16 protein-coding genes and 1 pseudogene are annotated in these 18,512 nt (G+C 72.6%); 6 read left to right on the top strand and 11 right to left on the bottom strand.

What is annotated here, in order from left to right:
• Positions 1 to 12: 12 nt before the first annotated feature.
• Positions 13 to 1,365, bottom strand: coding sequence for a sensor histidine kinase (locus BSB02_RS06215; protein ID WP_240506222.1), 1,353 nt, complete (start codon positions 1,363 to 1,365; stop codon positions 13 to 15).
• Between the two features lie 160 nt (positions 1,366 to 1,525).
• Here BSB02_RS06215 and BSB02_RS06220 point away from each other — a divergent pair, with 160 nt between their 5' ends.
• The 3 genes from BSB02_RS06220 to BSB02_RS06230 are packed head-to-tail and all read left to right on the top strand — an operon-like array spanning position 1,526 to position 5,168.
• A complete protein-coding gene (locus BSB02_RS06220) occupies positions 1,526 to 2,680 on the top strand; it encodes an acyl-CoA dehydrogenase family protein (protein ID WP_240506223.1) in 1,155 nt (384 codons plus the stop codon).
• Entirely contained in the window at positions 2,677 to 3,702 is a 1,026-nt protein-coding gene (locus BSB02_RS06225; RefSeq protein WP_084957722.1) for an acyl-CoA dehydrogenase family protein, read from the top strand. The genes BSB02_RS06220 and BSB02_RS06225 overlap by 4 nt, the downstream gene beginning before the upstream one ends.
• Positions 3,702 to 5,168, top strand: coding sequence for an AMP-binding protein (locus tag BSB02_RS06230; RefSeq protein ID WP_084957723.1), 1,467 nt, complete (start codon positions 3,702 to 3,704; stop codon positions 5,166 to 5,168). Before BSB02_RS06225 ends, BSB02_RS06230 begins: the two co-directional genes overlap by 1 nt.
• Here BSB02_RS06230 and BSB02_RS06235 read toward each other — a convergent pair.
• The gene (locus BSB02_RS06235) at positions 5,125 to 6,036 is read right to left on the bottom strand and encodes a carboxymuconolactone decarboxylase family protein (protein ID WP_143590308.1); all 912 of its coding nucleotides are present in this window, start codon (positions 6,034 to 6,036) and stop codon (positions 5,125 to 5,127) included. The genes BSB02_RS06230 and BSB02_RS06235 overlap by 44 nt on opposite strands.
• The gene (locus BSB02_RS06240; protein ID WP_240506224.1) at positions 6,033 to 7,241 is read right to left on the bottom strand and encodes an FAD-binding oxidoreductase; all 1,209 of its coding nucleotides are present in this window, start codon (positions 7,239 to 7,241) and stop codon (positions 6,033 to 6,035) included. Before BSB02_RS06240 ends, BSB02_RS06235 begins: the two co-directional genes overlap by 4 nt.
• Before the next feature lie 121 nt (positions 7,242 to 7,362).
• Here BSB02_RS06240 and BSB02_RS06245 point away from each other — a divergent pair, with 121 nt between their 5' ends.
• Both BSB02_RS06245 and BSB02_RS06250 read left to right on the top strand, forming a co-directional pair.
• Positions 7,363 to 8,439 carry a sensor histidine kinase gene (locus BSB02_RS06245; RefSeq protein WP_084957724.1) on the top strand — a complete coding sequence of 359 codons (1,077 nt, stop codon included), beginning with the start codon at positions 7,363 to 7,365 and terminating at the stop codon, positions 8,437 to 8,439.
• On the top strand, positions 8,436 to 9,098 hold the full coding sequence (locus tag BSB02_RS06250) for a response regulator (protein ID WP_084957725.1): 663 nt from the start codon (positions 8,436 to 8,438) through the stop codon (positions 9,096 to 9,098). Before BSB02_RS06245 ends, BSB02_RS06250 begins: the two co-directional genes overlap by 4 nt.
• Here the strand turns inward: BSB02_RS06250 and BSB02_RS06255 are convergent.
• From BSB02_RS06255 to BSB02_RS06290, 8 genes and pseudogenes are all read right to left on the bottom strand, one after another.
• Positions 9,065 to 10,094 (bottom strand): annotated as a pseudogene (locus BSB02_RS06255) (helix-turn-helix transcriptional regulator). The gene BSB02_RS06250 and the pseudogene BSB02_RS06255 overlap by 34 nt on opposite strands.
• A 16-nt stretch (positions 10,095 to 10,110) precedes the next feature.
• The gene (locus BSB02_RS40485; protein WP_276206313.1) at positions 10,111 to 10,359 is read right to left on the bottom strand and encodes a zinc-binding dehydrogenase; all 249 of its coding nucleotides are present in this window, start codon (positions 10,357 to 10,359) and stop codon (positions 10,111 to 10,113) included.
• A complete protein-coding gene (locus tag BSB02_RS06265) occupies positions 10,356 to 11,558 on the bottom strand; it encodes an RNA-guided endonuclease InsQ/TnpB family protein (RefSeq protein WP_143590310.1) in 1,203 nt (400 codons plus the stop codon). The genes BSB02_RS40485 and BSB02_RS06265 overlap by 4 nt, the downstream gene beginning before the upstream one ends.
• Positions 11,559 to 11,812: 254 nt before the next feature.
• Positions 11,813 to 13,237 (bottom strand): Nramp family divalent metal transporter, encoded by a 1,425-nt coding sequence (locus BSB02_RS06270; protein WP_084957727.1) that lies wholly within the window; start codon positions 13,235 to 13,237, stop codon positions 11,813 to 11,815.
• A gap of 9 nt (positions 13,238 to 13,246) precedes the next feature.
• The gene (locus BSB02_RS06275; RefSeq protein WP_084957905.1) at positions 13,247 to 13,924 is read right to left on the bottom strand and encodes a GNAT family N-acetyltransferase; all 678 of its coding nucleotides are present in this window, start codon (positions 13,922 to 13,924) and stop codon (positions 13,247 to 13,249) included.
• Positions 13,925 to 13,969: 45 nt separating this feature from the next.
• Positions 13,970 to 15,109, bottom strand: a complete 1,140-nt coding sequence (locus BSB02_RS06280) for a M20 family metallopeptidase (protein WP_084957728.1) — start codon at positions 15,107 to 15,109, stop codon at positions 13,970 to 13,972.
• On the bottom strand, positions 15,106 to 16,134 hold the full coding sequence (locus tag BSB02_RS06285) for a dipeptidase (RefSeq protein WP_084957729.1): 1,029 nt from the start codon (positions 16,132 to 16,134) through the stop codon (positions 15,106 to 15,108). The genes BSB02_RS06280 and BSB02_RS06285 overlap by 4 nt, the downstream gene beginning before the upstream one ends.
• A 58-nt stretch (positions 16,135 to 16,192) precedes the next feature.
• Positions 16,193 to 17,629: a flavin-containing monooxygenase gene (locus BSB02_RS06290; protein WP_084957730.1), complete on the bottom strand. Its 1,437-nt coding sequence runs from the start codon at positions 17,627 to 17,629 to the stop codon at positions 16,193 to 16,195.
• A gap of 79 nt (positions 17,630 to 17,708) precedes the next feature.
• On the opposite strand from BSB02_RS06290, the gene BSB02_RS06295 reads away from it, so the two are divergent.
• Positions 17,709 to 18,512, top strand: a complete 804-nt coding sequence (locus BSB02_RS06295) for a Nif3-like dinuclear metal center hexameric protein (protein WP_240506225.1) — start codon at positions 17,709 to 17,711, stop codon at positions 18,510 to 18,512.

An 18,512-nucleotide genomic window follows, 5' to 3' on the forward strand; every position in this document is an offset into this window, starting at 1 on the left:
TGTCACACCTCGTTACCTCTCGGCCGGCGGCAGCCGCAGGACGAAGCGGGCGCCGGTGTCGGAGTCCTCGATGGTCAGGGTGCCGTGGTGGGCGTGGGCGATCTCGCGGGCGATGGGCAGGCCGAGGCCCGTGCCGCCGGCGTCGCGGTTGCGCGAGGCGTCCAGCCGGGTGAAGCGGCGGAAGACGACCTCGCGCTGGTCGGGGGCGATGCCCGCGCCGTCGTCCAGCACCTCCAGCACGGCCTTGCCGCCCGAGCGCGCCACCGTGACCGTGATCTGCGACTCGGCGTGCCGCTCGGCGTTGTCCAGCAGGTTCGTCAGCAGCCGCGCCAGCTGGAGCCGGTCGCCCCTGATCAGGACCTCCGGCTGCAGGTCGCGCTTGATCTCCTTGGGCGCCTTGTAGGGCCTGCGGCGGTCCAGCTCCTCGGCGACGAACCGGGCCAGGTCGATGGGCTCGTTCTTGACCGGGGCCCCGGCGTCGAGCCTGGCCAGCGTGAGCAGGTCGGTGACGATGGCCTGGAGCCGGTCCAGGCTCTCCAGCAGCGCGCGGCCCGTGTGCTCCCAGTCGGCGTCCTCCGGGTGCAGCATGGCCTCCTCGACCTGGGCCCGCATCGCCGTGATGGGCGTGCGCAGGTCGTGGGAGGCGTCGGAGGCGAAGCGGCGTTGCTGCTCGACCGCCTGTTCCAGCCGGTCCAGCGTGGCGTTGGCGGTCTCGGCCAGCGCGCGGATCTCGTCGTCGGTATCCGGCACGGGCACGCGCTGGCCGAGGTCGGTGGCGGTGATGTCGGCCAGCTTGGCGCGGATGGCGTCCACGGGGGCCAGCGTCCTGGCGACGGTCCGCGAGGTGCCCCACCAGGTCACCGTCACCAGCGCCCCGGACAGCCCGAGCATGAACACGATCAGGAGCGGGTGGACGTACCAGGGGACCGCGTAGTCCAGCGCGTACACGTACCAGTCGCCCTCGTCCTGGTAGATGCGGAAGACGGCGGCCATCATGCACTCGCCGGGGTAGGCGGCCAGGTCGCACTGGACCATCGTCCGGCTGGCCTGGTCGGCGGACGGCAGGATGGTGGTGATGGGCGGCCTGCCCGCCACGTTGGGCGAGGAGGCGACGACCTTGCCGTAGGCGTTGAGCACCTGGACGGCCTCGACGTCGGTGGGGATGTCGGTGCCGAGGTCGCCCCGCTTGACCAGGTGCACGACACGCAGGGCCTCGCTGAGGGTCTCGTTGGTCCGGTACTCCTCGGCAGCCGAGCGCACGCCGTACAGGACGAGCGAGTCGACGGCCAGGCAGAGCAGAGCCATGGCGATGCTGGCCAGGAGTGCCAGACGTACGCGCACCGACTTCCCGAACCGTGTGATCACCCTTCTCCCCCTGGTAACCAGGTGATCACACTAGGTCAGGCTTTCCCTAATTAAGGGAGATTCGGTCATAAAACCTGACAAAAGACCACAGAATAGAGCTCTATACGGGTCTCTCTTGGCTCATTAGAGTAAGTGAGCACTGATGACCTTGGGAGCCCAGGTGAACCTTGACGAATACCGAGCTCAGGCGCGGCGCTGGCTGGAGGAGAACGCCCCGGACGAGGTGATCGGCGTCGAGGAGGCCAAGGCGTTCATGGCCCGGCTCCACGACGCGGGATACTCGGGAATCGGCTGGCCCGGGCAGTGGGGCGGCCAAGGGCTCACCCAGGCGGAGGAAAGAGCCTTCGCCGAGGTGGCGCGCGACTTCCGGCTGCCCACCGCGTACTTCTCCATCGGCCTGGGCATGTGCGGCCCGGCGATCCTCGACCGCGGCACCGACGAGCAGCGCCGCCGGTGGATCCGGCCGCTGCTGCGCGGCGAGGAGATCTGGTGCCAGCTGTTCTCCGAGCCCGGCGCGGGCAGCGACGTGGCCGCCGTCCAGACGCGGGCCGTACGGGACGGCGACGGCTGGGTCGTGGGCGGGCAGAAGGTGTGGACCACCAACGCCCAGTACGCCACCTGGGGCCTGCTGCTGGCCAGGACCGACGTCGAGGTGCCCAAGCACAAAGGCCTGACCATGTTCGCCGTCGACATGCGGCACCCCGGGGTGACCGTCCGCCCGCTGCGCGACATGACCGGGCGCGCCCACTTCAACGAGATCTTCTTCGACGACGTCCCGATCCCCGACTCCGACCGGATCGGCGGGGTGAACGACGGCTGGAGCGTCGCGGTCACCACGCTCCTGCACGAGCGGCTGTCGATCTCCGCCGGGGTGGGGATGAGCGGCCAGAGCGAGAACCCCGCCTCGTTCGAGGCGCTGCGCAAGGCCGTCGACACCGCCGACCCGCTCGTGCGCGACCAGCTGGTCGAGCTCTACATCCGCTCGCAGGCCCTGCACCTGTTCAACCAGCGCCTGGCCCAGGAGACCAAGGCCGGGATCTTCCCCGGCGCCCGGGGCAGCGCGGCCAAGCTGCTGCTCGCCGAGCTCACCCTGTTCCAGGCCGACCTGGCGACCTCGCTCGTGGGCCCCGAGGCCGTGACCGGCGACCACCCGCTGGGCTTCGCGCTGTCGTTCGCCCCCGGCATGGCGCTGGGCGGCGGCACCAACGAGATCATGCGCGGCATCGTCGGCGACCGCGTGCTGGGCCTGCCGCCCGAGCCTCGCGTGGACAAGACCGTGCCCTTCAAGGACCTGAAGGTGGGGACCCAGGCGTGAACCTTCTCCTCAGCCAGGAGCAGCGGGACCTGCGCGCGGCGGTGCGGTCCTTCCTCGACGGGAACTCCCGGCCGCGCGAGGGCTACGACCCGGCCGTCTACCGCCGCCTGGGCGGCGAGCTGGGCCTGTCCGGGCTGATCGTCCCCGAGGAGTACGGCGGAGCCGGCGCGGGCTACGCCGAGCTGGCCGTCGTGCTGGAGGAGACCGGCGCCGCGCTGCTGCCGGGCCCGTTCCTCGCCACGGTCTTCGCCACGATCGCCCTGACGCGCGTGCCGGACAAGGAACTGCTCACCGCGATCGCCGAGGGCCGCCTGGTCGCGACCGTGGCGCAGCCGCCGCGGGATGAGGACGTGCGGCTCGAGGGCGACCGGATCGCCGGCACGCTGGGGCGGGTCTTGGGCGGCATGGAGGCCGACGTCCTGGTCGTGCCCGCGGCATCCGGCGACGAGATCGTGATGGCGGCGGTCGAGCTGGACGATCCCGGCGTCAGCCGTACGGAACTGGCCACCCTGGACATCACGCGCGGCCAGGCGGGCGTCCGGCTCGACGGCGCCCGCGCCCGGGTGCTCGGGCCGCGGCCGCGCGAGGGCATCCTCGACCGGATGTGCGTGGCGCTGGCCGCCGAGCAGCTGGGCGTGATGCGCGCCGCGCTGGAGGCCATCGTCGCCTACGCCAAGGTCCGCGCCGCCTTCGGCCGCCTCATCGGCTCCTACCAGGGCGTCAAGTTCAAGCTCGCCGACATGCACTGCCAGGTGGAGCAGGCCGAGTCCATCGTGCGCTACGCCGCCTGGGCGGCCGACGAGTCGCCGGGGGAGCTGCCGAAGGCCGCGGCGCTGGCCCAGGCGTACGTGGGCCGGGCCTGCTTCGAGGTGGCCCGCGACCATCTGCTCCTGCACGGCGGCATCGGCTTCACGTGGGAGCACGACGCCCACCTGTACTACAAGCGCGCCAAGGCGGACGAGGTCATGCTCGGCCCGCCCCGCGTCCACCGCACCCGCCTCGCGGACCTTTTGGAGCTGTGATGAGCGCCGACGTCAGCAGTCTGCCCGGGTTCTACGCCATCGCCGCCGCCGACCCCGACCGGCTCGCGGCGATCGACGCCGACGGCACGCGCACCACCTACGGGCGGCTGCTCCACCGCGTCAACCAGGTCTCACGCGGCCTGCGCGCCCGCGGCCTGCGGACCGGCGACGTGGCGGCGGGCATCCTGCGCAACGGCGTCGAGCAGGTCGTCATGCTGCTGGCCACCGGCCAGATCGGCCTGTACTACGTGCCGATCAACTGGCACCTGACGCAGCCGGAGATCGACTACATCGTCGCCGACTGCGACGCCAAGGTGGTCGTCACCGAGGGCGTCACCGCCGAGCTGGCCGAGGGACAGCCCGGCACGGCGCCCGAGGGCAGGACCGCCGGGGCGGTCATGTGGTACACCTCCGGCACCACCGGCTTCCCCAAGGGCGTGCAGCGGCCGCTGCCCGGCGCCGAGCCGGAGGCGATCGTCCCCCTCTACACCTGGTTCCTGGGGGAGGTGTGCGACCTGCGGCCCGGCGACGCGGTCCACCTGGTCACCTCGCCGATGTACCACTCGGCCCCGTGCGCGCACACCATGTTCGCCCTCCACCTCGGGCACACCCTGGTCATCGCGCCGCGCTTCGACCCCGAGCCGATCCTGGAGCTGATCGGCCGCCACAAGGTCACCAACGCGATGATGGTGCCCACGATGTTCCACCGGATGCTCCAGCTGCCGGAGGAGGTCAGGAGCAGGTACGACGTCTCCTCCCTTCAGCAGGTGATCCACACCGGCGCGGCCTGCCCGGTCGCCGTCAAGAAAGCGATCATGGACTGGTGGGGGCCGGTGCTGTACGAGTACTACGGCTCCACCGAGTCCACCATCGCCTTCGCGGTCAAGCCGCGGGAGTGGCTGGAGCGCCCCGGCACGGTCGGCCGGCCCGCCCCCACCTTCGAGGCGAAGATCCTCGACGAGGAGGGCAAGGAACTGCCGCCGGGCGAGCCCGGCCTCATCTACGTCAAGTCCTCCCTCGGCTCCTTCGAGTACCGCAAGGACCCCGCCAAGACCCGGGCAAGCATGCGCGGCGAGTGGTACGCCCCCGGCGACATCGGCTACCTCGACGAGGACGGCTACCTGTTCCTTTGCGACCGGCGCACCGACCTGATCGTCTCGGGCGGGGTCAACATCTATCCGGCCGAGGTCGAGGCCGCCCTGCTGGAGCATCCGGCGGTCGCCGACGTGGCGGTCATCGGCGTGCCGGACGAGGAGTGGGGCCACAAGGTGGTGGCGCTCGTCCAGCCCGCCGCGCCGGTCACCGCCGAGGAGCTGCGCGCGCACCTGGAGCCGAGGCTGGCCCGCTTCAAGCACCCCAGGATCGTCGAGTTCCGCGACTCGCTGCCCCGCACGCCGACCGGCAAGCTGTCCCGCTCCCGGGTCAGGCAGGAATACCTCGCGGCTCGTGGCGGCGCGTCGCCGTGACCGCGCCGAAGGCCAGTACCCCGACCAGGCCGGCCTCGTCCAGCCCGGCGGCGGCCACGTCGGCTTCGCCGATCCGGTAGGGCGCCTTGGCGGCCAGCAGCGCCAGCCGCCGTACCGGCTCGGCCGGCCATGGGCTGCCGAGCGGGGGATGCGTGCCGTCCCAGGCGGCGATCTCCTCGCGGACGGCGGCGGCTTGCGGGACCAGCTCCGCGCCCCGCTCGGCGATCTCCACGAGCGCGGCGTAGGCCGTCCCCACCGGCGAGCGCCCGGCCCACGCGGGCGACGGCGGCGTGACGGGCAGCAGCCGCAGGCTCTCCCCGGGCGGCAGCGGCCGTGCCGCCGCCCGGGACAGCATCCGCCCGGCCAGCCCCCGTACGGCGCGCGAGCGCTGCAGCCCGCCGGGCAGGACGTCGTCGGTGTGGAGAGCCGACACCATGCGGTTGATGAAATGAAAGGCCAGCGCGGTGCCCGCCAGCTCGGGCGGGTCGTCCGGCGACAGCGCCACGTCCAGCAGCCGCGCCTGGCGGGGGTCGGCCGGGCGCTCGCCGCGCAGGACCGCCTCGGCGAGCCGGTGGTCGCCGGTGGCGTGGAGGAACATGGCGTGCGCGTTCACGCAGAACGGGCACCGGTTGGCCAGGGAGACGCCCAGCGCGACCAGTTCCCGGTCGGTGCGGGGCACGGGTCCGGCCATGAGCGCCTCCCGCAGCAGCGACCAGGTGGCCGCCAGCAGCTCGGGCACGGGCGACAGGACCATGAGGGCGGGCATCCGCGGCAGCCCGGTGTCGGCGGCCTGCTGCCGGTAGACCTCGGCGACCAGGCCGGTCGCCGACCTGGGCGGCACCGGGGTGACGTGACGGAAGGACATCATGCTCCGATCAGATGGCTCGGGCGGAAGACGGTGTCGGGGTCCCAGGACTTCTTCAGCTCCACCAGCCGGGCGTGGTTGGCGGCGGTGTAGGCGTCGGCCGTCCTGGCCGGGTCGGTCAGGAAGGTGAGGAAGGAGCCGCCGGTGGCGTGCGGCAGCTCGACGTCGCCGGCGGTGAGGATGGAGAAGGGCACGTCGCGGTGACCGGCCGGGCCGCCGGGCCGGGCGAACGCGCCGCCCCAGTGGCGGATCTCGACGACGTCCGGCGGCGAGTGGGCCAGCAGCGTCACCAGGTCGTCGGGCAGCTCGCGGAACAGCTCGAACCGGTGCCGCACCGGCATGGGCGGGTGCACGGGCGCCAGCGTGGCGCTCGCCTCGGCGAAGGTCTGCTCGCCCCGCCCGCCGGACAGCGGCTCGCCCGCCGCCGCGAGCAGCGGGCCGAGCGCCCGCTCGCCGCCCTCGACGGCGAAGGACCGCACTCCCAGCACGCGCGAGCCGTCCGGCATCCGCATGAGCAGCACGCCCGTGGCCAGCGTGTCCGGCTCCTCCAGCGCCCAGTCCCGGTAGACGGCCAGCGTCTCGGCGGTCCGCTCGATCGGGTGGAGGGTCAGCCCAGCGTGCACCCGCTCGACCGGGTACAGCCGGAAGGTCAGCTCGGTCACCACGCCGAAGTTGCCGCTGCCGCCGCGCAACGCCCACAGCAGGTCGCCGTCCTCGGCGGTGCGAAGCTCGCCGTCGGCCGTCACGACGCGGGCACGCAGCAGGCTGTCGGCGGCCAGGCCGTACCGCCTGGACAGCCAGCCCAGGCCGCCGCCCAGCGTGTAGCCGGTCACCCCGATCCAGGGCGTGCCCGACAGCGGGGCCAGGCCGTACGGCGCGGCGGCGGCGATCACGTCGGTCCACAGCGCGCCCGCGCCCGCGGTGGCCTCGCGCCGCTGAGGGTCGACGCGCACGCCGGTCAGGCGGGAGGTCTTCAGCAGCAGGGCGCCCTCGTTGGCCACGAGCATGCCGTGGCCGGTGGCCTGGACGGCCAGCGGCATCCCGCGCTCGCGGGCGAAGGACACGGCGGCCCGCACGTCGCGCTCGCCGGCGGCCTCGGCCACCAGGGCGGGACGCGGGTCGACCGCGCGGTTCCAGGCGAGCCGGGCCTCGTCGTAGGCGCCGGCGTCCGGCAGGTGGACAGGACCGGTGAAGTCGGGGATAACCATGTCCTCACCATCGCCCCGGAGGCATGGCCGGGTCGTCGTGCCCGCGGAGGCGTCCGCTACTTCCGGCGGAGTACCACGGCCGGACGATGCGCCGCCGGGACCCGTGCCGTAGGTTGCGGCCATGAGGAAGCCCGACCTGATGCTGGCCCCCGTGGTGGGCGCCGTGATGGTGGCCAACGCGGCGCTGAACGGCCGCGCCGGGCCGCTGGGCTACGGGCTGCTGGTGGCCGCCGCCGTCGCCCTGCACTGGCACCGCCGCGCGCCCAGGCTGGTGCTGGCGGTGACGACCGCGCTGGCGCTGGCCTCCATCCTGCTGGTGGAGCCGGACCTGGCGGCCGGGCTGCCCGCCCTGATCACGGTCTCCAGCGCCGTACGGCACGGCCACCGCCCCGCCGCGCTGGCCGCCGCGCTCACGCTCGTGGGCGGCATGGTGGCCGCCTACCTGCTGGCCGGGCAGGACGCGCTCACGGCGGTCAAGGGCGGTTTCCTCGTCATGGGCTGGTTCGTGGCCGCCATGGCCATGGGGGTGGCGCTGCTGCAGGCCGACCAGCGGGCGGCCGAGGCCGAGCGGACCCGCGAGGAGGCCGCGCTGCGCCGGGCGGGGGAGGAGCGGCTGCGCATCGCCCGCGAGCTGCACGACTCGCTCACCCACACCATCTCGATCATCAAGGTCCAGGCGGGCGTGGCCGTCCACCTGGCGCGCAAGCGCGGCGAGGAGGTGCCCGCGGCGCTGTCGGCCATCCAGGAGGCCAGCGGGGAGGCCATGCGGGAGCTGCGCGAGACCCTGGAGGTGCTGCGCGACGACAGCATGGCGCTGGCCAGGCTGCCCGAGCTGGTGGAGCGCACCCGGGCGGCGGGGCAGGAGGTGACGCTGCGGCTCGCCGGCCGCTCCAGGACGCTGCCCGCCGCCGTGGAGCAGACCGCCTACCGGATCGTGCAGGAGGCGCTGACCAACGTGGCCAAGCACGCTCGCGGCTCGCGCGCCGCGGTCCTCATCGAGTACGGCGAGCACGAGGTCGTGGTGGAGGTCAGCGACGACGGGCCCGGCCAGGCGGGCGGGGTGCCCGGCGTCGGCCTGACCGGCATGCGCGAGCGGGTCGACGCCCTCGGCGGGCGCCTGTCGGCCGGGCCCGGCGAGCGGGGCGGGTTCACGGTCCGGGCCGAGCTGCCGGTCGCCGAGCGGGTGCTGTCGGCGTGATCCGCGTGCTGCTCGCCGACGACCAGGCGCTGATCAGGGCCGGGTTCCGCGCGCTGCTGGAGGCCGAGGAGTCCGTCGAGGTGGTGGGCGAGGCGGCCGACGGGCGGCAGGCGGTCGCCATGGCCGCCGAGCTGGTGCCGGACGTGCTGCTGCTGGACATCCAGATGCCGGTGATGGACGGCATCGAGGCCACCAGGCGGATCGCGGCCGACCCCCGGCTGTCCGGCGTCCACGTGGTCATCCTCACCAACTTCGGGCTGGACGAGTACGTCCTGGACGCCCTGCGCGCGGGCGCCGCCGGGTTCCTGCTCAAGGACACCGACCCGGCCGACCTGCTGCACGGCGTCCACGTGGCCGCCCGCGGCGACGCGCTGCTGTCGCCGGGGATCACGCGCCGGCTCATCGACCAGTACGTCGCCCGCCCCGCGCCCTCCTCGCCCCCGCCCGGCCGGGGCGCCGCCCTGACCGAGCGGGAGCGCGAGGTCGTGGCGCTGGTGGCGCGCGGGCTGTCCAACGAGGAGATCGCCGCCCACCTGGTCGTCAGCCCCTTCACCGCCAAGACCCACGTCAGCAGGGCGATGACCAAGCTGGGCGCCCGCGACCGCGCCCAGCTGGTGGTCTTCGCCTACGAGTCGGGGCTGGTCACGCCCGGGCGGTGAGCGGCGGCCCGCCGGTAGCGCTCTGACAGCTCGCGGATCACCTCCACCAGCTCCGGGCAGTCCAGCACCTCGAAGTCCACGCCGAGGAAGCCGATCCACACCGCCATGCCGTTGAGGTCGTCGCCGCCGCTGTGCAGCAGGCACGTGGTGTCGGTCTCCGGCTCGACGTCCACGCCGAGCGGCAGCCCCCGGATCCGCTCGGCGGGGGCGTGCAGCCGCACCGTGGCCCGGTAGCGCCACATCGCGGTGTTGACGCCGCGCTCGACGTGCTCGGCCACGTCGAAGGGCAGCTCACGCGGGGTGAACCGCGGGCCGTTCGGAACGCGCGGCCTGATGCGGTCGACGCGGTAGGTCCGCCAGTCCTTGCGGTGCACGTCCCAGCCGACCAGGTACCACCGCCCCCGCCGGTGGACCAGCCGGTACGGCTCCCCCCCCCCCGCGCAGGCCCCCCCCCCCCCGCCGGTGGCCCAGCCGGTACGGCTCGGCCTCCCGGACGCTCTCGGTCCCGTCGTGCCCCACGTAGTCGAAGCGCAGCCGCTCCCGGTCACGGGCGGCGTTGGCGATCGTGGTCAGCACCTCCGGCGCGACCGCCGGGGCCTCGCCGGGGATCTGCACGGTGTAGGTGTTCAGCGCGTTGACGCGGTGGCGCAGCCGGGCGGGCAGGACCTGCTCCAGCTTGGCCAGCGCCCGCACCGAGCTCTCCTCGATGCCCGCCACGCCCCCTCCGGCCGCCCGGCCCAGGCCCACCGCGACCGCCACGGCCTCCTCGTCGTCCAGCAGCAGCGGCGGCAGCGCGGCGCCCGCCCCGAGCCGGTAGCCGCCCGCGACGCCCGGCGTGGCGTGCACCGGGTAGCCGAGCGAGCGCAGCCGCTCGACGTCGTTGCGCACGGTCCGCGTGGACACGCCCAGCCGCGCGGCCAGCTCAGGGCCGGTCCACTCCTTGTGGGCCTGGAGGAGGGACAGCAGTCGCAGCAGCCGCGCCGAGGTTTCGAGCATGCCCCCAGTGTGCCCGCTATCGAGGAAAGCCGCCTTCCTCGATCGCCACGACGATCTTCCCCAGCAGGTGGCCCTCCTCGCTGAGCCGGTGGGCGTCCGCGACGCGCTCCAGCGGGAAGACGGCCGCGATCGGCATGACCACCTCGCCCCGCTCCACCAGCGGCAGCACCTCGGCGAACACCTCGGGCAGCGGGACGCCCTCGGCGGAGCCGGAGGAGAATTGACGTCCTCCCCCTCGTGCATGAGGGAGATTCCAACCCGTCAGCTCTGCGTCGAGAGGAGGGCAGGTTGAGGTTCGCGGTGCACCGGCCCGGCAATCCGTGGCCCTTCCCGCGCAGACACGGCACGCCCTGCCGCCCTTGCGATGTTCCTGGCCGCGTTCACATCGGCGTGATCGGCGTATCCGCAAGACCGGCAGCGAAACAGTGCTTGGCTCTCGCGACTGTTGCGCTCCACGGTCCCGCACGCCGAGCACCGCTGGCTCGTGAACGCGGGGTTGACCTTGACCACCCGGCCGGGTGCCTTGTGTTCCAGCCGCTCGACGAGCTGTCCCCAGCCGGAGGCCAGGATGGCCCGGTTCAGCCCGGCCTTGGCCGCAACGTTCCGGCCGGGCGTCTCGCGGGTGCCGCGCGCCGAGCGGGTCATGGCGCGGACGTTGAGGTCCTCCACGGCGATCACGTCGAACTGCCACGCCAGGCGGGTGCTGGTCTTCTCCACCCAGTCCTTGCGCCGGTCGGCCTCCCGGGCCTTCAGCCGGGCGATCGCCGCGTTGACCTTCGCCCGCCGAAGCGAGCCGCGCCGGGCCCGGGCCAGCTTGCGCTGGAGCCTGCGCAGCCGGGCCTGCTCCGGTTCCCGCAGCGTGGGCGCGCTCAGCAGCTCCCCGGTGGACAAGGCGGCGCTGACGACGACCCCGCGATCCACACCGACCGTCTCACCGGTGCCGGGCGCGGGAATCGGGGCCGGGATCGCGGCGAAGGCCACATGCCAGCGCCCGGCCCGATCCCGGGTGATGCGGAAGGACTTGACCCCCGCCGGGACGGGGCGCGACCAGCGCAACCGCACCCACCCCACCTTGGGGATCCGCACCTCGCCCACCCGCCGCGACAGGCGGCGCACCGCCCAGTGCCGGCCCCGCACCCCGACGATCCGGAACCCCTCGTGCCGCCCGGCCTTACGCCAGCTCGGCCGGCCATGGGTCCCGTCAAAGAAGTTCGCCATGGCCCGGGCGAAGTCCTTGAGCGCCTGCTGCTGCACGATGATCGACCCGGCGGCCAGCCAGGCGAACGCCGCCCGCGCCTCGGTCAGCTGACGGCACTGCTCGGCGAAGCCGGGCGCGCCGGCGCGTCCCGGCCGCCAGTGGCTGTGCTGCTCCACCGCCAGATTCCACACAAACCGCGCATGGGCGCAGTGCTCCAGCAGCGCCCGCTCTTGGGCAGGGGTGGGCTGGAGGCGGTAGCGCGACACGCACCGCAGCCTATCGACCGGCGCCGACATCATCAGGAGATCGCCGTGTGCGGCCGTTCCGCGCTGCTCCCCGCCCTGAAGGGTGGGGCCTCCGCGCTTCAGGAGAACTGGTGAACCCCGTGCGCGGCGGCTCCGGCCGGATCGGCGATCTCGGCGACCTCCAGCACCTCGGGACCCCCGAAGCGCGTCACTCGCACAGCTCTCATGAAGAAGAGCCTGCAACCTCAAGCGAACTCGAGGTCAAGGCCGCCGGGTCAGCCTCCCGACACCAGCTTCTGGACCTGCTGGATGAGCACCATCACGGTCAGCGTGCCGAAGAAGGCCACCGACCACACCAGCGCCCCGAGCCGGTAGGAGCGGACCTTGAGCGGGCCGGGCAGCGCCCTGCGGTTGAGCACGATGAGCAGGATCGAGTAGACGAACATCATCACCGCGGCGAAGCTGGCCGACATGACCAGCAGGATGAGCGGCTGGTCGAAGCCCAGCAGCAGGATCGTCACGCCCACCGCCGTCATCGCCCAGACGATGATCGAGTAGAGCTTGCTCTCGGACGCGCCTCTGGCGTACACGGTCTTGATCACGTCGGCGGCCAGCCGCGAGGTGTAGTCGACGATGCCCATCGCCGAGGCGAACAGCGCCAGCGCGCCGATCACCCAGAACAGCACGCCGAACCAGGGCGCGACGACATCCTGCAGCACCTGGCCCTCGACCTGGAGGAAGCCGATGCTGTTGGCCAGCCCCTCCCGGCCGAAGACCGTGGAGTAGGCCAGCATCGACATCAGCGCGATCGTGATGAACGACACCGCGGCGAACGTCGCGCCCTGCTCGATGTTGGCGAAGCGCCACCACTGCCGCCAGCGGGCCAGGTTCTCCTTGGTGGGCGCGAACTGGAAGCCGGTCGAGGGGGCCGCCTCCTCACGGCCGGTGATCGGGCTGACCAGGCGCGGGACGTACAGGCCCATGCCGAAGCCCTTGTCGCGGATCCAGTTGCTCTGGCACAGGTTCTGCCCGCCGCCCGCGCCCGCGTAGGCGATCGCGCCCATCAGCAGGGCCAGCTCCAGCGGCGGCGCCGGGAAGCTCGCGTCCACCGTGAGCCCGCGGGCCAGGTTCACCCACGCCTCGGAGGTGATGGCGAAGACGATCGCGCCGATGACGAGGATCAGCACCAGGGCGATCTTGACGAAGATCACCCGCTCCAGCGCCGTGTAGATCACCGGGGCGAGCGTCAGGCCCAGCGCGATGACCACCAGCATGCCGATCGCGATGTAGCGCGGGGTGCCGCCGGTCAGGTAGGTGACCATGGTGGCCGAGGTGGTCACCCAGCCGGGCCACAGGTTCGACAGCAGCGTCATCAGCACGAAGACGATGCCCCAGTGCCGCCACAGCCGGCTGAAGCCGGTCAGGGCCGTCTCACCCGTGGCGAGCGTGTAGCGCTCGATCTCCATGTTCAGGAACCACTGGGTGAGGATGCCGATCGCCGCGCCCCAGATGAAGATCAGGCCGACCTGGGAGGCGATGTACGGCCACAGGATGAACTCGCCGGAAGCCAGGCCCACGCCCGCGCCGACGAGGCCGGGGCCGATGATCCGCCATGTCGAGCTCGGCGGCTCGGGCAGATCGCGTAGCGTCACCGGCGGCAGGTGCCTGGCCGGGACGGTGGGGGTGAAGTGCGCACTCATAGAGCGGGACTACCCCTTTATCGCGACATACTGCCCTTCCTTGGTGAATCCAATGACCTTGCCGCCCTCGGCCATGAGCCCGCCCAGCGTCTCCCGCAGCGCCAGCCGCCACCGCCTGGCCTCGGCCGGGTCGCGGGCGCGCAACGCCTCGACGTCCTCCGGCGTCGGCACCAGCACCGTGGGACCGGCCGGCGGCGGCTCCTCCCCGGCCAGCCGCCAGGCCACCAGCAGCCGGTCGGAGACGTCGCCCGCGTTCACCGCGTCGCCCATCGGGCCGTAGAAGTCCTCGAGGTACTCGCGCGGCCTGGCCCCCAGCTTGGCGATGTTGAAGTACGCGTTGCGCCGCACCAGCGGGTCGAAGGTCCACGTGACCGTGGTCAGGCCGCGCTCCAGGCACCAGGCCCTCTGGTGCATCTTGATCGCGTACCCGACGCCGCCGCCCGGCCGCAGGACGCCGGTGATGTGCGAGTGCAGCGCGCCGCCCTCGGCCAGGAAGCCGACCGAGGCGCCCACCAGCTCGCCGCCCTCGTAGGCGCCCGCCACGTAGCCGCCCGCGTGCGCGAGCGCCACCATCAGCTCCACCGGCGCCGGCGCGCTGCCGGGGCCCGGATGCCAGATCGCGTCGAACAGGGCGTGGACCTCGGCGAACTCGCGGACGGTCCGCAGCTCGCGCACTGTGGTGGTCATGCGTTTGTCCACCGCGTCTCCCCGGTGTTGCCTTGCGGCGGTTCCCTACAGTGTTTCCCCGGTCTCCCCGGTCTCCCCGGGGTGTTTCTCCATGGCGCCGGTCAGCACCTCCTCCACCAGGCCTCGCAGCAGCGCCGTACGGCGCGGCAGCTCGGCGACCACCACGTGCTCGTGGTCGGCGTGGGCGCCGCCGCCCACCGCGCCCAGCCCGTCGAGCGTGGGGCAGCCCACCCCGGCGGTGAAGTTGCCGTCCGAGGCGCCGCCCACCGCCGTGCCGGTCAGCGGGCCGATGCCGAGCCGTCCGGCCACGGCCTGGGCCAGCCGGAACAGCCCGGCCGACATCGAGGCCTCCATGGGCGGCCGGTTGGGCCCGCCGGAGACCTCGATGCGCGTGCCCTCCAGCACCGGGGCCAGGCCGCGCATGGCCTGGTCCACCCGCTCCTGCTCGGCCACGGTCGGCACGCGCACGTCGACGGCGACCTGGGCCCTGGCCGGCACCGTGTTGAAGGTCGTGCCGCCGGACAGCACGGTCGGGGTGACCGTCGTACGGCCCAGCACGCCGTCCGCGTCGGTGCCGGATCCCATGGCGGCGATCGCGAGGATCTGGTGGGCCAGCTCCACCCCGGCGTTGGCGCCCTTGTCCGGCTCCAGTCCCGCGTGGGCGGCTTTGCCGTACACCGAGACCACGTAGTCGGAGGTGCCCTTGCGGGCCAGCTTGAGCGCCCCGCCGTCGGCGCTGGCCTCCAGCACGAAGGCGGCGCGCAGGCCGCGGGCGGACTCCTCGATCAGCCGCCGGGAGCTGCGCGAGCCGACCTCCTCGTCGCCGGTGATCAGCACGCTGACGCCATCCAGATCCCTCAAGCCGGAAAGAGCATGAAATATCTGGACGAGTCCGGCTTTCATGTCGAACACGCCCGGCCCGCGGGCGATGCCGTCCACGACCGACCACGGGTGCGTGCGCAGCGAGCCGATGGGCCAGACCGTGTCGTGGTGGCCGAGCAGCAGCACCCTCGGCTCGCCGAACCTCCAGCGCAGGTGCGTCACGCCGTCGGCCACGACGTACTCCGGCTCGGCCCCCAGCAGCCGCCTGCCCAGCGCGCCGACCACCTTGGCGCTGCGCGCGACGGCCTCCAGATCGGAGGAGAACGACTCGCAGACGACGAGCTCTTCCAGGTCCTCGATCACGCCAGCCGCTCCTTGAGGAACCGGTGCATGTTCCCGCCCATGATCTTGAGCGTGTCCTCCTCGCTGAAGCCCCGCTTGAGCAGGCCCTCGGTCACCATCGGCAGCCCAGAGGGCCCCTCCAGGCCGGGGATCGCGGCACGCGCGTCGATGCCGCGCACCATGGGCGGCGTCTCGCAGCACCACTGCGGGGTCAGGTCGTCCATCACCTCGCGGATGAAGTCCGCGCCGATGCCGACGTGGTCGACGCCGACCACGCCCGCGATGTGCTCGAAGTGGTCCAGCAGGTCATCCAGCGTGGCCTCGCCCTCGGTCAGGAACGCCGCCAGGAAGTTCACGCAGATCAGCCCGCCCGTGGCCGCCACGCCGCGCAGCTGCTCGTCGGTCAGGTTGCGGTGGTGGTCGCGCAGGGCCCTCGCCGAGGAGTGCGTGGCCATGACGGGCTTGGCGGCCAGCTCCAGCACGTGGGCCACGCCTGAGGCGCCCAGGTGGGAGACGTCGAAGACGATGCCGAGCCGTTCCATCTCCCGCAGCGCGGCCACGCCGTGCGAGGTCAGCCCGCTGCCGGTGGCGTCCTCGCCGCTGCCGTCGGCCAGCGGCGTGCGGCCCCAGTGCGCGATCGAGGCGATGCGCACCCCGAGGCGGTGCATCGTCGCGATCAGCTCGATGCTGGCGTCGATGCCCGGCATGCTCTCCAGAGCCAGCACCAGCGCGATCTTCCGCTCGGCGAGCGCCTGGTCGATCTCCGCCCCGGTACGGCACAGCCGTACCGCGTCGGGGTTGCCCTCGGCGATGACGTGGGCGCACTCGATCATGCGCAGGGTCTGCCGGAGCGCCCCCTCGGGACGGTACTGGTCGTCGATGAAGACGGGCAGGACCTGGAGCCTGACCCCGCCGGCCCGCAGCTGCGGCAGCCAGCGCTCGCGGAAGAACTCCGGCCACCACTCCCGTGGTCGGGCGGACACGGCCATCAACAGGTCGTTGTGGGCGTCGGCGACGACGGCCTGCTCGTGGAGGGGATGCGTCATGGAGGCGACGTTACCCTGTCCGCTCGGCCGGCCTCTTGTGCGCTCGCACGAACCGGCCTCACCCGAACCGGTAGGCCCGCGCGGGCGGCCTGGCCGTGAGGCGCCGGTAGAGGGTGGTGGGCCCCGGCCAGTTGTTGGTGATGCGGCCGCCGGCGGTCTTGTACCAGCTCTGGCAGCCCGCGCCCCACACCATCCGCTCCATCGCCCGGTTCAGCTGCCGGGTCCAGGCCGCCATCGTCTCCGGCCTGACCTCCATGGGCCCTCTCGCCGCCAGGTACGGCAGGCAGTTCATGATGTGGGCGACCTGGCACTCGATCATGAAGATGATCGAGTTGTGGCCGAGATTGGTGTTCGGGCCGTAGAGCAGGAACAGGTTGGGGAAGTTCGGCACCGAGATGCCCAGGTAGGCCTCGGCGCCGTCGCGCCACTGCTCGTGGAGGTCGGCCCCGCCCCTGCCGGTGATCTTCATGGGGACCAGGAACTCGGTGCTCCTGAAGCCCGTGCCGTACACGATCGTGCCGACCTCGTGCAGGCGGCCGTCGGCGGTCTCGATCCCCTGCGGGGCGATCCGCGTGATCTTCTCGGTGACCACCTCGACGTTGGGGCGGGTGAGCGCCGGGTAGAACCTGCTGTCGATCACCACGCGCTTGCAGCCGGGCGGGTAGTCGGGGGTGAGCTTGGCCCGCAGCTCGGGGTCCTTGACCTGGTCGTGCAGGTGGGCGAGCGCGCGCCTGCGCAGCAGGTCCGTGCTCCAGCCGCGGGCGAGGGCGGGGTAGAGGGTGTTCTCGGCGTACCGGTAGATCCACTCGCGGTAGGCGCGCTGGAGGCCGGGGACGTAGCGGAACGCCTTCCGCGCGAGGGGGCCGAACTCGGCGTCGGGCTTGGGGATCACCCAGTTGGGCGTGCGCTGGAAGACCTTCAGCGCACGCGCCCGCTTGGCGACCTCGGGGATGAACTGGGCGGCGGAGGAGCCGGTGCCGATGACCGCCACGTCGCGGCCGGTGAGGTCGTGGTCGTGGTTCCAGCGGGCGGAGTGGAAGGCGACGCCCTCGAAGGTGGACATTCCCGGAATGTCGGGCAGGTGGGGGCGGTTGAGCTGGCCCACCGCGGCGACCACGACGTCGAAGTCCTCGGCGGCGCCGTCCCTGGTGGTGACGCGCCAGGCGGTGCCGGTGAAGGTGGCGGTGGCGACTTCGGTGTTGAACCTGATTTTTCGCCTGACGTCGTATTTATCGGCGCAATGCTCTAAATAGCCAAGGATTTCCGATTGGGCGGGGTAGCGGCGGGTCCAGCTCGTGTACCGCTCGAAGGAGTAGGAGTACAGGTGCGAGGGGATGTCGCACGCGGCGCCCGGATAGCTGTTGTCGCGCCACGTGCCGCCGACCGTGGCGCCCTTCTCGAAGACGGTGTAGCTCGTGATCCCCTCGCGTTGCAGCCGGATCGCCATGCACAGCCCGCCGAACCCCGCTCCGATGATCGCGACCCTTGGCGCCATCCCCAGCCTCCGCTTGGTCAGGATCTGCTTACATTACGCCGAACCGTGTTCGGTGGACAGCCCTCGATACCCTTCCTGCGTGACACAGCTCGCGGATGTCATCAAGGAGCTCGAACGGGCCTACCCGCCGGAGCGCGCGGAGTCCTGGGACGCGGTCGGCCTGGTCTGCGGGGACCCGGCACAGCCGGTGCGCAGGGTGCTCTTCGCGGTGGACCCCGTCCCCGTGGTGGCCGAGGAGGCCCTGGAGTGGGGCGCCGACCTCATCGTCTGCCACCACCCGCTCTTCCTGCGCGGCACCACCAGCGTCGCCGCGACCACCTACAAGGGACGCCTGGTCCACCGGCTCATCAAGAACGACGTCGCCCTCTACACCGCCCACACCAACGCCGACGTGGCCAACCCGGGCGTCTCCGACGCGCTCGCCCGCGCCGTCGGCCTGACCGGCGACCTGGTGCCGCTGCAGCCGCTGCCCGACGACCCGTGGCGGGGCCTGGGCCGCATCGGGGAGTTGCCGCCGGGCACGACGCTGGCCGACTTCGCGCAAGCCGTACGGCAAGGGCTGCCCGAGACGGCGTGGGGCATCAGGGTCGCGGGCGATCCCGGCCGCCCCGTGCGCCGGGTGGCCGTCAGCGGCGGCGCCGGCGACTCCCTGCTCGGTACGGCTCGCGCCGCCGGCGTCGACGTCTTCCTCACCGCCGACCTGCGGCACCATCCGGCCAGCGAGTTCGTCGAGACCGGCGGCCCCGCCCTGATCGACGCCGCCCACTGGGCCACCGAATGGCCATGGCTGGACAGCGCCGCGTCGATGCTGGCCGCCAGTGGCGTTACGGTTGAGACGCGCGTCTCCGCCACGGTCACGGATGCTTGGACAAGAGGATACTGA

It is taken from the genome of Thermoactinospora rubra (assembly GCF_002093975.1).
Classification (GTDB): Bacteria; Actinomycetota; Actinomycetes; order Streptosporangiales; family Streptosporangiaceae; genus Nonomuraea; species Nonomuraea rubra_A.